Below are 13,458 nucleotides of genomic sequence, written 5' to 3' on the forward strand. Positions count from 1 at the left end.
GCGAGTTAAAGTAATTCAGGGCTTTCCCTAGCTATCTAGGAGCGTCAATATAGATGATTATGTGCGCTTATATGCAAAAAATTGCATTTATGAGCAAAAGGAATCGTCATGCAAAAGTCCCTGCACATCAACGCAGATAAATGCACTGGCTGTCTTCAGTGTGAAATGGCCTGTAGTTACGAGCACTATGGCGTTTTCAACAACTCTAAGTCTCGAATTAAGGTTTTTGAATTTCATAAAACCGGCAAAAAAGTTCCTTATACCTGTACTCAGTGTGCTGAAGCATGGTGTCTACAAGCTTGTCCTGTAGATGCAATCCGCGTGGATTTAGTGACAGGCGCCAAGGTTGTTTCTGACGATACCTGTGTTGGATGCAAGGTTTGTACCATTTCCTGTCCTTTTGGCACCATCAATTATGTTCAGGAGACTGGCAAAGTACAGAAGTGTGATTTGTGTGGCGGAGATCCTGCTTGTGCGACCGCATGTCCAACTCAAGCGATTACCTATATAGATGCAAATTGGACTGGTTTAGACAAGATGCGTGAATGGGCCGATAAGCTCGGCAATCAAGATAGCGCTAACTAGAAAGCATAGGAAAAATATCATGTCATGGGCTGGAAAACTTCTCCGCGTTAACTTAAGCAAGGGCACTTGCCAATCTGAACCTCTGAATATGAAGTGGGCCAAAGAATATCTTGGTTCACGTGGCTTAGCCTCTAAATATTTAGTTGAAGAGATCGATCCAAAAGTGGATCCACTTTCTCCGGAAAATAAAATTATTTGGGCAACAGGTCCCCTAACTGGAACTACCGCCTCTACAGGGGGGAGGTATACCGTAGTCACCAAGGGTCCTTTAACTGGAGCCATTGCTTGCTCTAACTCTGGCGGTTACTGGGGGGCAGAGTTAAAGATGGCCGGATGGGATATGGTGATATTTGAGGGTAAGTCACCTAAGCCAGTCTATCTTTATATTGAGAACGATAAAGCAGAATTAATTGATGCCTCTGATTTATGGGGAAGATCAGTTTGGGAAACTGAACCTACAATCAAAATTAAGCATCAAGATCCACAGATTCGAGTTTCTTGTATTGGGCGTGCTGGAGAAAATCAAGTTCTTTATGCGGCGATTGTGAATGATTTGCATCGAGCTGCTGGAAGATCTGGAGTTGGTGCGGTCATGGGTAGCAAGAATTTAAAGGCCATAGCAGTACGCGGCACTAAAGGTGTTGGTAATCTAAAAAATCCTAAAGCGTTTATGGAGTCTGTAGCTGCGGGTAAGGCAGTTTTGGCCGGTCATGCTGTTACTGGTCAAGGACTCCCCACCTATGGCACACAGGTATTAATGAATGTCATTAATGAGGTGGGTGCGCTTCCAACTCGTAACCATCAAGATGTGCAATTTGAAGGCGCTAAGGACATTTCCGCTGAGGCGATGGCGGAACCACGTGCAAGTGATGGCAAAACTCATTTAGTCACAAATCAAGCTTGTTTTGCATGCACCATTGCCTGCGGCAGGATTTCTAAAATTGATGACACTCACTTCTCTATTGAGAATAAACCTCAGCATATGCATGCTTCTGGTGGTCTTGAGTATGAGGCTGCTTGGGCTCTTGGAGCAGCGAATGGCGTAAATGATCTAGAGGCTTTGCAATACGCAAACCAGTTATGCAATGAACAAGGTTTAGATCCTATTTCATTTGGCGCTACTGTTGGTGCTGTGATGGAGTTGTATGAAATGGGTGTGTTGACTAAGGAACAAATTGGGATTGAAGCTCCATTTGGATCAGCTAAAGCGCTTTGTTATTTGGCTGAAATCACAACAGAAGGGACCGGCTTTGGAAAAGAGATAGGTCTTGGCTCTGCGCGTCTCACTAAAAAGTATGGATATCCAGATCTTTCAATGAGTGTTAAAGGGCAGGAATTTCCAGCTTACGATGGACGAGTAATTCAGGGTATTGGTTTGGCTTATGCCACATCAAATCGAGGTGCTTGTCATCTGCGTGGATACACTATCGCATCCGAAGTGTTGGGTATTCCAGTTAAAACTGAGCCAACCGAGACAGAGGGTAAGCCAGGATTGGTGAAGGCATTTCAGGACGCTACTGCTGCTTTTGATTCAGCTGGAATTTGTATCTTTACAAGTTTCGCTTGGACATTGGCTGATGTGGCTCCACAGTTGCAGGCTGCCTGCGGTGATGAGTTTACGGTAGAGAATCTAACCACTATTGGTGAGCGCATTTGGAATATGGAGCGAGACTTTAATAATCGCGCTGGCTTTACAAACAAAGACGACAAATTGCCTAAGCGCTTAATGGAAGAGGCTGCTAAGACTGGCCCAGGTAAAGGTACGGTTAGTGGTTTAGAAAAGATGCTGCCTGAGTATTACCAAGTTCGTGGATGGGATGCGGAAGGTCGTCCAAGTGCGGAAACATTGAAGCGCTTGGGTCTTTGAGTCGACAGTCATGAAGCACGTCATCTTGGGTAATGGCCCAGCAGGAGTTATTGCCGCAGAAATTATTCGTAAGCGAGCTCCTGGTGATCAAATTGTGATGATAGGATCTGAGGATGTTCCCCCGTATTCTCGAATGGCCATTCCTTATTTGCTCATGGGCATTATTGAAGAATCAGGCACCTATTTACGTAAGGATCCTGAACACTTTCAAAAACTGAAGATTGAGCAGATTCATGGCAAAGCCCGTTCTGTTGATCCCAAAGCAAAGAAGTTGGATCTAGAGGATGGTCAGTCTATTTCTTTTGATAAGTTGCTAATTGCAACTGGTTCTATCCCTGTTCAGCCACCAATTCCTGGTATTGATTTACCTGGTGTGCATTCCTGTTGGACTATGGAGGATGCACGCGCAATCAGGAAATTGGCCAAACCAGGCTCACGCGTTTTACAGATGGGCGCAGGTTTCATTGGTTGCATCATTCTGGAGGCGCTTGCTAGTAGAGGGGTTGATCTGACAGTTGTAGAAATGGGCGATCGGATGGTGCCACGCATGATGACAACTGTTGCGGGCGGCATGATAAAAAAATGGGTTGAAGCAAAAGGCGTTCAAGTACACACCAATACCAAAGTAGAAGCCATTACTACAACTAATTCTGGTCTGATGGTAATGCTTTCCAATGGAAAATCACTTGAGGTTGACTTAGTCATTTCTGCGACCGGGGTGCGACCTAACGTTGCTTATTTAAAATCATCTGGTATTGAAATCCAAACCGGAATTTTGGTAAATGAGATGATGCAAACCTCTCATCAGGATATTTATGCCGCGGGGGACGTGGCTGAAGGGATTGATTTTTCTACTGGTGAGCGAATAGTAAACGCAATCCAACCCAATGCTGCTGAGCAGGCCAGAATTGCTGCGATTGCAATGACCGGCGGGGATTGCGAAAGTCTGGGCGCACTGCAGATTAATGTTTTGGATACTTTAGGACTTATCTCATCTTCATTTGGACTATGGTCTGGCGCTAAAGGCGGTGATCACGTTGAGTTGGTAGATTTGCAGCAGTACAAATATCTTCGTTTAGAGTTTTTAGGAGATGTTTTGATTGGTGCTACTTGCGTTGGGACTACAGACCATATAGGTGTGCTTAGGGGCTTGATTCAGGGAAAGATTGCCTTGGGCGGATGGAAAGAAACCTTAATGGGTGATCCGACCAAGGTCATGGATGCCTATCTAGATGCAGGGCAAGCGCAGTCAAGCTGGTTCAATTAAGCTCTAGGGATGAAAATTACCCTCAAATTGTTTGCCAGTTTGGCAAGTTATTTACCGCCCAACAAAAAAAACGGCATTGAAGCGGATATTGATGTTGCTGATACTTGTACTATAGGCGACATAATTTTGCTATATAAGATTCCCAGCAAATCAGCTCATTTAGTGATGGTAAATGGGGTTTACATTAAACCCGCCGAGCGTGACCAATATATTCTCAAGCCTAACGATGCCTTAGCTATTTGCCCTCCAGTAGCCGGTGGGTAGTGCTTTCTGATTTAGCGAATGTTGCAATTTGAAAGAAAGATGGGTTGCACCACTGCAGACTTGTTGCGGTGGTTACCCGAAGCGCTAGGCGAGCTTTACCCGCATACCAGTCTTTTTGTTGATGGCCAATTGTTAAGAGATGTGCATAACCCGCGCTTGCAAATTTTTGGGTCAAGCCAGCCTAAACGCAAAATCGCGCTTCTAGAGATCCCAGTGCTTGAAGTGAATTTGCGGTTTTCTGAAGACTGGACCGAAAGCGACTGTCAGTCTGTCCTAAATCGATTTGATCTTTATACTCGCAGGGGTGGAGGCTAGTCCTCAAAACCATTATTGATTTCAATTTACAGAGTACTTTTATGGCCGTTAATTTACCTCTCCCCAAAAAATCTGAACTCAAGCCTGTAAAAGGTTTTGAGATGGGTATCGCCGAAGCTGGAATTAAGAAAGCTAATCGTAAAGATTTATTGGTGATGACGTTATCTCCAGGCTCCCAGGTGGCCGGTGTTTTTACCTTAAATCGTTTCTGCGCTGCTCCAGTACAAGTTTGTCGCGAGCATTTGGCGCAAGAGGGTCGTAATGGTGAGATTCGAGCCCTGGTGGTGAATACCGGTAATGCCAACGCTGGTACAGGCGAGTCAGGTATGAAGCATGCCTTAGAAACCTGTGCAGCTTTGGCAAAAGACCTCAAGATTAATCCAGAGCAAATTCTGCCGTTTTCAACTGGGGTCATTCTCGAGCCACTTCCGATTGAAAAAATTGTTGCCGCTCTACCAAAAGCAGTAGCTAATCTAGGTGAAGATAATTGGCTTGATGCAGCTGAGGCCATCATGACTACAGATACTCAGCCTAAAGCTACTTCAACAACGGTGCAGTTGCCTAGTGGTCCGGTAACTATCACTGGTATTTGTAAGGGCGCCGGCATGATTCATCCAAATATGGCAACCATGCTCGGCTTTATTGCTACTGATGCTGGATTTGCGCCTGGACTTTTGAGAAACCTGACACGTGAGATAGCCGATCTTTCATTTAATGCCATCACGATTGATGGTGATACCTCAACCAATGATTCATTTATCGTTATGGCTACTGGCCAGTCTGCGGTTCAGATTCAATCGGTCAATGATCCCAGCTATGAAGTTCTGCGTGATGCATTAATTGCTCTGGCTAAAAAGCTAGCTCAAATGATTGTTCGCGATGGAGAGGGGGCGACTAAATTAATGACGATTGAGGTTGTGGGTGGAAAAACTCCTGAAGAGTGCCGCTTAGTTGCCAAAGCAGTGGCGCACTCACCTCTAGTAAAAACAGCTTTTTTTGCCAGTGACCCAAATCTAGGACGAATCCTAGCGGCCATTGGCTATGCAGGCATTGCAGATTTGGATGTAAGTCATGTCCAAATGTGGCTGGGTGATGTTTGGGTTGCCAAAGATGGCGGTCGTAATCCAGATTATCAAGAAGCGGACGGCCAGCGCGTGATGCAGGCCTCAGAAATCACCATCAAAATTGACTTGGGCCGCGGTACTGCAACGCAAACCCTATGGACATGTGATTTATCTCATGATTACGTATCTATTAATGCAGACTACCGTTCATAAAAGGCAGATCAAATATGAATGAAAAATTAGACCGCCTTTTAGATCATCTAGATACTTTTTTGCCTAAACCATTAACTGAAGAGCAGTGGAAATCTTCAACTGCTTATAGATGGCGCCGGCGAGATAGTATTTTTGGCAGTATTGGATTTTTACAGCCTGTGAAGCATGTAGCTGATATCACCTTTGAAGATTTGCAGAATATTGATCGTCAGCGCGATGCGATCCGTGATAACACCAAAAATTTTATTCAAAAAAAACCAGCTAATAATATTTTGCTTACTGGGGCACGAGGAACTGGAAAGTCTTCTTTAATTAAGGCCAGCTTGCATGAGTTTGCCAGCCAAGGATTGCGTCTGGTTGAGGTAGAAAAAGAGCATTTAGCAGACTTGGCTGACATTACGGACCTTTTGGCAGACCGACCTGAGCGTTTCATCATTTTTTGCGATGACCTATCCTTTGAAGATGGTGAATCTGGATACAAAGCCATGAAATCAGCTCTAGATGGCTCTGTTTCAGCACAAGTTGACAATATTTTGATCTATGCCACTTCCAATCGTCGTCACTTGTTGCCGGAGTATATGAAAGATAATGAGTCATATATTCATAACGACGATGGCGAAATTCACCCTGGTGAAGTAGTAGAAGAAAAAATCTCTTTGTCTGAGCGTTTTGGTCTTTGGTTGTCTTTTTACCCGCCAAAGCAGGACGAGTACTTAGCAATTGTGGCGCATTGGTTACAACATTTTGGTTTAAGTTCTGCGCAGATTGAAGCGGCTCGGGCGGAAGCATTGGTTTGGGCTCTCGAGCGTGGTTCGCGTTCTGGTCGTGTCGCTTGGCAATTTGCTAAACATTGGGCCGGCTTACAAGCTTAAAGTGAATAAGCTCGATGAATGAAAATCAACGCCCTATTACTGAAGTGGCGGCAGGAATCTTGCTCGATGACAAAGGTCGTTATCTTTTGGGTCAGAGACCGGCAGGCAAACCCTATGCGGGTTACTGGGAGGTGCCTGGTGGAAAAATCGAAAAGGGAGAAACTGTTCTCGATGCACTCAAACGTGAACTCCAGGAAGAGCTTGGCATTGAAATTCAATCAAATGAAGAATTGACTGTTTTAGAGCATGATTACCCGCATGCCTATGTTCGTTTGCATGTCAGCATTATTCGCGAATGGAATGGTACTCCAAAGGGCTGTGAGAATCAGGCGTTATCTTGGGAATTACTTACAGCAGATAAGCCTAGTGTTGAACCTTTATTGCCGGCCGCTTGGCCAATGTTGGAAAGGCTTAAAGACCTTTTAACTTAGAGCTGACAAAGCGTTAGCTTAAAAGGAATATCTGCATTTACCAGTTGCGCCTTTTTATCTCGATCAGACTTAAGGAAGCGCACTGAGAGTAAATACTTATTTGCGCTAATTTCTGAAAATAAGGTGTCATCATCAATAGCAATGCGCATTAATTGATATACCTTACCTGAAGGTGCCTGCTGAAAAGACCCATTGTGAGCAATGACATCTTTGGCTTCGCCTGATTGACGCAATAGGCGCAAAAATAATTGGCATGCTTCATGCCATGGCAATAGGGGGCTTATATATTTTTCAAGCAACTCACGACGTTCACTTGTCGGGCTATTTTTCCAAGCGTGATAGCTAGGCAAATCGATTGGGCTTGTACCCCCAGGAATATTTAACCTAGTGCGAATGGCATTTAACCATTCACTTTCTGTAATGACGGAGTTAGGTCTGCCAGCGGATTGGTTAATACTGCTTGCAACATTGTCAATTTCAGTAAGTGTTTGCGTAAGCGCTTCTTGATCTACTTTCTGAGAAGACTTTAATCCATTGAGCGAATATTTTTGACGTTCAAATTCCTTAAGGAGTAAGGACTTAATATCGCCTCGGGCTCCAATATCCCCAAGATCAAACAAAATAGAGATCGCATTGTGATGTAACTCGGGATCGTCTGAACGGATAAAGTGATTAAAACGGGCGAACAAATACTCCAGCCGAAGCATGCTTCGAACTAATTCATTGAAGGGGTATTCGTAGACAATCACAAGCCCATATTCTATGACGAACTGAGCCGATCTTCCTGAATCTGTAAGATTTTTTGATGCAACTTGGCCACTTCTGTCTTTAAGTTCTCCAGCGAGCTTTGGTTTTCAATGACCATATCTGCCTTTGCTAGACGTTCTAGTCTGCTACTTTGGGCCTTAAGAATTTTTTCGACCTCATTTCGAGACAAATTGCTGCGCTGCATCACTCTTTCAATCTGCATTTCTTCTGAGCAGTCAACCACTACTAAGTAGTCAAGTAATGGCTGCCAATTGCCGGACTCGAGCAATAAAGGAACCACAAAAACAATGTATGGAGCATCTGATGCGAGCAAGCGTTTGGCTTGGAGAATGGTTTCCTCGCGTATCAGTGGATGCGTAATATTCTCTAGGGCTTTTCGGGCTTCTGGATCTGAAAATACGAGGGAACGCATTTTGTCCCTCATGAGCGCTCCCTCAGAATTGACAAAGTCAGGGCCAAACTGCTTTTGTATTAATGGAATGGCTGCACCATTCGGGGCTGTAATTTGATGGGCTATTAGATCGGTATCTACTACGCCAGCCCCCAATTTTGAAAGTTCTGCGCTCACCGCACTTTTCCCAGAACCTATTCCACCAGTGAGACCGACAAAGGGTATTGACCCCTTTAACAGGGCTAAGCCATCTTTTGAAAGGGAAGGGGTTGAGCGGTCAATTGCCATAACAATTGAATGATGCCAGCAAACTCACCAAAATAGACGTGACTCATCAAACAATCTGCCCTAAGTTAAAAATGGGTAGGTACAGGATGATGACTAAGCCACCAATAATCAGCCCAACAATAATGATTAATAAAGGCTCTAAGCTTTGGCTTAAGGTATTTAGCCTACTGCTTAATTGGGATCCTAGAACCATTGAGCGTCTTTGAAGCATGTCCGCAAGTGCGCCGCTTTCTGAGGCAATTTTTAGCAGTTGTAAGGTTTCCAAGTCAAATAAAAGATGCCTGGGATCTGCTTTAACTATCGAATCACCCAGAGGCCAGCCGCGAGTTAAATGTTTGAATATTTCAGCGGTGTAGTCATGGCTGAGCCAATGATTTGATGATTGGGCTGTGACCCTCAAGGCGTCTAGTAGAGGCAATCCAGAACTAAGTAGGTGGCCCAATGTCCTACACCAATATGTCAGCGTTGCTAGCCTGAGGAGTTGGCCAATGAGAGGAAGGCAAAAACTGGCTCGATCACAATACTTTTGCAGTCGAGGAAGTTTTACCCATGCAAAGCCAAAAAGAGTCATCGAGATAAATAAAATAAAAATGATTTCAATACAGAATTCTTCTAGCCAGGAAGATGCTTCAATCAGGGCTTTTGTGGGCCCAGGTAACTCGGCTTGAAATTGGTCGAAAACTTCCTTAAAGACAGGTACGACCCAAATCATCATGACAATTACCAAAAGACATGAGCTTGCCAGCGTGATGAGGGGATAACTCATAGACTGCTGAATTTTTCGGCGTAACTCAATTTGAGCTTCGAGCTGTTGGCAGATTGTTTTAAGTGCTAAGCAAAAGTCACCAGTTCGTTCGCTCACTTTAATTAGGTTGATGAACTCAATAGAGAATTGATTATTTTGGTTACGTAGGCACTGTGAAAAACTTTCTCCTTTTTTGAGTTGGGCGTGAATGCTGCTTAAGCAAGGTAGCCAACTTTTTGGTGCGGTCGAATATATGAGCTCTATTGCATTTAGAAGGGGTAGGCCAGCATCTAGAAGAGTTAAGAGTTGTTCGGCAAAGCGAAGTTGATCATGCTTTTTTAATGCCATGAGCTGATTTCTGAGGCTAATGACGCTGAATTAATGAGGCCTGATTGAATATGTTCTAAGCCAGCTTCATGCATCGAGAGATATGGGATGGTGAAATCAGAAAGATGGGACTGGCCTAATACTTCATGAATTCCAATGCGTCCAAAATAACCGCTCCCTTTGCAGAAAGAACACTTATCCCTCATGTCTGCATTTAGCTCAAAGCACTTATGGCAAATCTTGCGAACTAAACGTTGCGAGCTCACAATTAGTAAACAGGATTCAATAGCCTCCTGATCAACCCCAAGATTTTTAAGTCTGGTAATTGCCCCCCGAGCATTGCGGGTATGTAGTGTGCTTAAAACTAGATGTCCAGTTTGCGCTGCTTGTATCGCAAGCTGGGCGGTTGCTCCATCGCGAATTTCGCCAATCATAATGACATCAGGGTCTTGTCTAAGGAGGGCGCGAATGATGATTGGGAAATCTAAGCCCGCACGTGGGTGATATGCCACTTGATTAACTCCAGCTAATCGAATCTCTATCGGATCTTCTATTGAGCAAAGATTGCGATGCTGTTGGTTTAGATGACGTAAGCAACTATACAAGGTACGCGTTTTGCCGCTTCCTGTTGGTCCAGTGACCAAAATGAGTCCATTTGATTGGGATAATCCTTTTTGGAATATTTCCAGCTGACATGACAAAAGACCGATTTCTTCTAAATTAAGATCATCAACACAATTGGGCAGTATTCGAATGACTGCCTTTTCGCCATATAGTGTGGGCAAAATCGATACGCGGCAATCGATGTTGGGTTTGGCGAAATCGTGACCGATACTTAGTCGCCCATCTTGTGGAAGGCGCTTTTCAGCTATGTCTAGACGTGCCAGAACTTTGATGCGTGTAATTAGACGGTCATGCAATTCAATCGGACAATATGACTGTATTTGCAGGAGGCCATCAACGCGTATGCGTATAAGGGTGGCCTCGGTGCCTGCCTCAATATGAATGTCACTCGCTCTAGCATGAAGAGCACGAGTGGCAATTTCATACCAAGTTCGAATGATTAGTGAGTCATCTTGAGCAATGCTCAATCTTGATCTTGGGTCAAGGTGGTTGGTCGATAGAGTTTTACTGTTTTTACGCCATACTCATCAAATTGGACGATTTCCATGACAATGCCAGCAATACGAATGCTGACGTCGTGGTCAGGTATTGCTTCAAGCTTTTCTAGAATAAGGCCGTTTAAAGTGCGTGGCCCATCTAATGGAAGGTTAAGATTGAGAAGTCGATTGAGATCTCGCAAAGATGCTCCACCAGATGCTATATAGGTTCCGTCATTTAGCCAGCGTGGATTAGTTGATAAGTTTGAGAAAGAGGTGGTGAATTCACCAATTAATTCTTCAACGATGTCTTCAAAAGTGACTAAACCTAAAACCTCGCCATATTCATTCACCACTAGACTTAATCGTTGTTGGTTATCTTGGAAAAATTGCATTTGCTGCAATACAGGTGTACCGCTAGGGATGAAGTAGGGCTCGTTTAGTAAAACTCTAAAATCATCATGCTTTAGGTCAGTGTCGCCAAGCAGGGATAGAGCTTTTTTCACCGAAAGAATGCCAATAATTCGATCAGAGTCACCGTCGCTAACGGGCAATTTATTGTGATAGCAGGTTTCAAGTTGCTGAACTACTTCATCAATTGGCCTTGATAGATCCAATACTTCTATTTTCGATCTAGGCGTCATGACATCATCAACAGTAATATTTTCTAGATTGAATAAGTTGAGCAGAATATTACGATGATGGTTGGATACAAAACGATTTGATTCCAAAACTAAACTGCGCAACTCTTCCTTGCTCATGGCTCTACTGTCGGAAGAGGATTGCAAGCCCGATACTTTCATTAAGCCCGAAACAAAGCTATTGATAAACCAAAGCAATGGCTTTAGTGCGAATGTGAGGGGCAAGATAAACCAACCGACATTAGAAGCAATTTTTTCAGGAAATGCGGCACCAATTACTTTGGGGGTAATCTCACTAAAAATGATGATGAGTAAAGCCACGACCAAAGTAGCAATGGAGAGTACAAATCCGTTGTCCCCGAAGATATGTAGAGCTATGCCTGTAACCAAAATTGGCAAAATTGTATTAATCAAGTTGTTGGAGATCAGCAATACAGATAGCAATGAATCAATTCGCTTCAGGAGTCTTTCGGCTAAAGCCGCACCAGTATTACCACTATTAGCCATGGCACGTAGACGATGGCGATTGGATGAGAGCATGCTGGTCTCTGCCATAGAGAAAAAGCCAGAGAGCGCAAGTAAAAATAGGACTAGAGCAACTTGACTGTAAAACGGCCAATCGTCAAAAAAGGTGTCCATGAGGTCTGCCTGAAAAAGTAAGGATGAGTCAATATAGCAAAGTGCTATTTGGCAAGCTATAGCTAAAGAGCAAAGATCTGTCATCTTGCCTGTTTATTTATGTCAGAATCAGCTATGGCAAGATCAAATACTCTAAAACACGGCGAAGGTGTTAGTTATTGTGTGGTAGCAGCGCCTTTTGGGCGACTTGGAATTTTGACGGAGTTGGTCGACGGAAGTTTAATGCTGTCTAAGATTGACTATTTGCCACGGGATGCCAAATTAAGTTCTCCTAAGAATGCATTAGCTAAGGAGGTTGCGCTTCAATGCACGGCTTACTTCAAGGATCCAAATTGGATATTTGATTTACCCATCAAACCATCTGGTACAGAACATCAGAAAAAAGTGTGGGACAGTATTCAAGAGATACCAGCTGGAAAAACAAAAACATATGGAGAGGTGGCTAAGAAAATTAAGAGTGGGGCGCGTGCCGTGGGAACAGCATGTGGTGCAAATCCTTACCCCTTAATTACACCCTGTCATCGAGTAGTATCCGCTCAAGGTATCGGGGGGTTTATGAAAGAGAATTCTCCTGGCCTGTATCGCCAAATTAAATTGTGGCTTTTAAAGCATGAAGGTGCTTTATAGAAATAGCTTACTTAACCAATGATTTGCTAAATAGGTAGAAAAAAGACTTCATGAGGGTATCGCTTTTTACTGCAATCTTCGTAAAGCCATAAAAACTCATAACGCTTTTTCTAGTAAGTTTTACCTCATCTTTGTTGCTAAATTCTGTTCGATTAGCAATCTTTGAAAGAGTCATAACGGCTAAGCCAAAAGCTAAAAAACAAAAACGCCTAATACCACTCTCTTGCCTAGGTATCAAAAGAATGTAATTTAGGGAGTCTTGTAATTTTTGATAGGCTAGTTTCAAGAGGTCCGCTTGACTGGTGTCCACTGGCTTCCAAGAAACTCCGCGTGCCTTATCCTCAGGTGAATCTTTGAGTATGTTTGTCATTTGCAGCGCTTGCCCAAATGCAATTGCTAAATCTTCATGCCCAGCCATTCTCTCTTTAAATGCGGGAGAGTGGTTGCCAAAAACAGTTGTTAGCAATTCTCCAACGACCCCAGCGACAACATAACAATATTGCTCAAATTCGGCGAGATCTTGGAGGCCAGCTTGATTTTGTTTTCCATGAAAAAAAGACATCCCTTCGGACATGATGGAAACGCAGCGACTCACAGCATCCTGATCTTGCCTATTAAAAGTATGCAAAATTCTAAGAACTGTGGGCGTATGAGAGATTAAATCCAATTCATCCTGGTTGCCGTAATGCTTTAAAGCCTCAAGACAGGGGGTGACAAAATTATTTACGGGTGATTTTTCAAGTACAGCATCTAGAAAGAGTGCTGAGAGTAACTGCTTGGTTTGAACATTTAAATCCGCGGCATCTTCAATGGTGTCTACGATACGGCAAAGTAAATAGGTGTTGCCAACAATATTTTCAATGTTGGGGGGTAGAAGTGGAATCGTCAATGCGAAGGTGCGAGAAACAGAGCCTAGAATGGCTTTTTGATACGCCAGATCTGCTGATGGGTTCGTTGTAGGGCTTTGTTTTGATGGTCTCACCATTGAATTATGTCAGACCAAAGCGTTTTAGTGAGTGCCCCAAATGGGTAGGCATTTGTTATCTGCCAAAAG

General features: G+C 43.7%; 15 protein-coding genes. 9 read left to right on the forward strand and 6 right to left on the reverse strand.

Features of this window, described 5'->3' with window-relative positions:
* The first annotated feature begins 108 nt into the window (after positions 1-108).
* Genes FD973_RS00965 through FD973_RS01000 form a run of 8 tightly spaced genes read left to right on the forward strand, consistent with a single transcriptional unit; the run spans position 109 to position 6,878 of the window.
* On the forward strand, positions 109-585 hold the full coding sequence (locus FD973_RS00965) for a 4Fe-4S dicluster domain-containing protein (RefSeq protein WP_215323796.1): 477 nt from the start codon (positions 109-111) through the stop codon (positions 583-585).
* 19 nt (positions 586-604) lie between these two features.
* Positions 605-2,452, forward strand: a complete 1,848-nt coding sequence (locus FD973_RS00970; protein WP_215323797.1) for an aldehyde ferredoxin oxidoreductase family protein — start codon at positions 605-607, stop codon at positions 2,450-2,452.
* 10 nt (positions 2,453-2,462) lie between these two features.
* On the forward strand, positions 2,463-3,719 hold the full coding sequence (locus FD973_RS00975) for an NAD(P)/FAD-dependent oxidoreductase (protein ID WP_215323798.1): 1,257 nt from the start codon (positions 2,463-2,465) through the stop codon (positions 3,717-3,719).
* 9 nt (positions 3,720-3,728) lie between these two features.
* Positions 3,729-3,983 carry a MoaD/ThiS family protein gene (locus FD973_RS00980; RefSeq protein ID WP_215323799.1) on the forward strand — a complete coding sequence of 85 codons (255 nt, stop codon included), beginning with the start codon at positions 3,729-3,731 and terminating at the stop codon, positions 3,981-3,983.
* Positions 3,984-4,001: 18 nt separating this feature from the next.
* Complete coding sequence (locus FD973_RS00985; protein ID WP_215323800.1) at positions 4,002-4,298, forward strand: hypothetical protein; 297 nt, start codon at positions 4,002-4,004, stop codon at positions 4,296-4,298.
* Positions 4,299-4,339: 41 nt separating this feature from the next.
* Entirely contained in the window at positions 4,340-5,575 is a 1,236-nt protein-coding gene (argJ, locus tag FD973_RS00990) for a bifunctional glutamate N-acetyltransferase/amino-acid acetyltransferase ArgJ (protein ID WP_215323801.1), read from the forward strand.
* A 14-nt stretch (positions 5,576-5,589) separates the two neighbouring features.
* Positions 5,590-6,447: an ATP-binding protein gene (locus tag FD973_RS00995; RefSeq protein ID WP_215323802.1), complete on the forward strand. Its 858-nt coding sequence runs from the start codon at positions 5,590-5,592 to the stop codon at positions 6,445-6,447.
* 14 nt (positions 6,448-6,461) lie between these two features.
* Positions 6,462-6,878 carry an NUDIX domain-containing protein gene (locus FD973_RS01000; RefSeq protein ID WP_215323803.1) on the forward strand — a complete coding sequence of 139 codons (417 nt, stop codon included), beginning with the start codon at positions 6,462-6,464 and terminating at the stop codon, positions 6,876-6,878.
* On the opposite strand, the gene zapD is transcribed toward FD973_RS01000, so the two are convergent.
* Genes zapD through FD973_RS01025 form a run of 5 tightly spaced genes read right to left on the reverse strand, consistent with a single transcriptional unit; the run spans position 6,875 to position 11,777 of the window.
* On the reverse strand, positions 6,875-7,627 hold the full coding sequence (zapD, locus tag FD973_RS01005) for a cell division protein ZapD (protein ID WP_215323804.1): 753 nt from the start codon (positions 7,625-7,627) through the stop codon (positions 6,875-6,877). The two genes, FD973_RS01000 and zapD, sit on opposite strands and share 4 nt — an antisense overlap.
* Positions 7,628-7,638: 11 nt before the next feature.
* Positions 7,639-8,325: a dephospho-CoA kinase gene (gene coaE, locus FD973_RS01010; protein ID WP_371816866.1), complete on the reverse strand. Its 687-nt coding sequence runs from the start codon at positions 8,323-8,325 to the stop codon at positions 7,639-7,641.
* A gap of 46 nt (positions 8,326-8,371) precedes the next feature.
* The gene (locus FD973_RS01015; protein WP_215323805.1) at positions 8,372-9,418 is read right to left on the reverse strand and encodes a type II secretion system F family protein; all 1,047 of its coding nucleotides are present in this window, start codon (positions 9,416-9,418) and stop codon (positions 8,372-8,374) included.
* Positions 9,409-10,488, reverse strand: a complete 1,080-nt coding sequence (locus tag FD973_RS01020; RefSeq protein WP_215323806.1) for a GspE/PulE family protein — start codon at positions 10,486-10,488, stop codon at positions 9,409-9,411. Before FD973_RS01020 ends, FD973_RS01015 begins: the two co-directional genes overlap by 10 nt.
* Positions 10,485-11,777: an HlyC/CorC family transporter gene (locus FD973_RS01025; protein ID WP_215323807.1), complete on the reverse strand. Its 1,293-nt coding sequence runs from the start codon at positions 11,775-11,777 to the stop codon at positions 10,485-10,487. The genes FD973_RS01020 and FD973_RS01025 overlap by 4 nt, the downstream gene beginning before the upstream one ends.
* A 114-nt stretch (positions 11,778-11,891) precedes the next feature.
* Between FD973_RS01025 and FD973_RS01030 the strand changes: the two genes are divergently transcribed.
* Positions 11,892-12,404, forward strand: a complete 513-nt coding sequence (locus FD973_RS01030; RefSeq protein ID WP_215323808.1) for a methylated-DNA--[protein]-cysteine S-methyltransferase — start codon at positions 11,892-11,894, stop codon at positions 12,402-12,404.
* A gap of 7 nt (positions 12,405-12,411) precedes the next feature.
* Here the strand turns inward: FD973_RS01030 and FD973_RS01035 are convergent, their stop codons facing one another.
* Positions 12,412-13,389: a squalene/phytoene synthase family protein gene (locus tag FD973_RS01035; RefSeq protein ID WP_215323809.1), complete on the reverse strand. Its 978-nt coding sequence runs from the start codon at positions 13,387-13,389 to the stop codon at positions 12,412-12,414.
* Positions 13,390-13,458 lie beyond the last annotated feature (69 nt).

Origin of the sequence: Polynucleobacter sp. MWH-Braz-FAM2G (assembly GCF_018687635.1) — a bacterium.
GTDB lineage: Bacteria > Pseudomonadota > Gammaproteobacteria > Burkholderiales > Burkholderiaceae > Polynucleobacter.

Excerpts from the sequence above, each read along its gene's own strand:
- FD973_RS01000 (WP_215323803.1), top strand. The coding sequence starts at position 6,462 with ATGAATGAAAATCAACGCCCTATTACTGAAGTGGCGGCAGGAATCTTG.
- FD973_RS01035 (WP_215323809.1), bottom strand. The coding sequence starts at position 13,389 with ATGGTGAGACCATCAAAACAAAGCCCTACAACGAACCCATCAGCAGAT.
- FD973_RS01030 (WP_215323808.1), top strand. The coding sequence starts at position 11,892 with ATGGCAAGATCAAATACTCTAAAACACGGCGAAGGTGTTAGTTATTGT.
- FD973_RS00975 (WP_215323798.1), top strand. The coding sequence starts at position 2,463 with ATGAAGCACGTCATCTTGGGTAATGGCCCAGCAGGAGTTATTGCCGCA.
- argJ (WP_215323801.1), top strand. The coding sequence starts at position 4,340 with ATGGCCGTTAATTTACCTCTCCCCAAAAAATCTGAACTCAAGCCTGTA.
- coaE (WP_371816866.1), bottom strand. The coding sequence starts at position 8,325 with ATGGCAATTGACCGCTCAACCCCTTCCCTTTCAAAAGATGGCTTAGCC.
- FD973_RS00995 (WP_215323802.1), top strand. The coding sequence starts at position 5,590 with ATGAATGAAAAATTAGACCGCCTTTTAGATCATCTAGATACTTTTTTG.
- FD973_RS00985 (WP_215323800.1), top strand. The coding sequence starts at position 4,002 with ATGTTGCAATTTGAAAGAAAGATGGGTTGCACCACTGCAGACTTGTTG.
- FD973_RS01025 (WP_215323807.1), bottom strand. The coding sequence starts at position 11,777 with ATGGACACCTTTTTTGACGATTGGCCGTTTTACAGTCAAGTTGCTCTA.
- FD973_RS00980 (WP_215323799.1), top strand. The coding sequence starts at position 3,729 with ATGAAAATTACCCTCAAATTGTTTGCCAGTTTGGCAAGTTATTTACCG.
- FD973_RS00965 (WP_215323796.1), top strand. The coding sequence starts at position 109 with ATGCAAAAGTCCCTGCACATCAACGCAGATAAATGCACTGGCTGTCTT.
- FD973_RS00970 (WP_215323797.1), top strand. The coding sequence starts at position 605 with ATGTCATGGGCTGGAAAACTTCTCCGCGTTAACTTAAGCAAGGGCACT.
- FD973_RS01015 (WP_215323805.1), bottom strand. The coding sequence starts at position 9,418 with ATGGCATTAAAAAAGCATGATCAACTTCGCTTTGCCGAACAACTCTTA.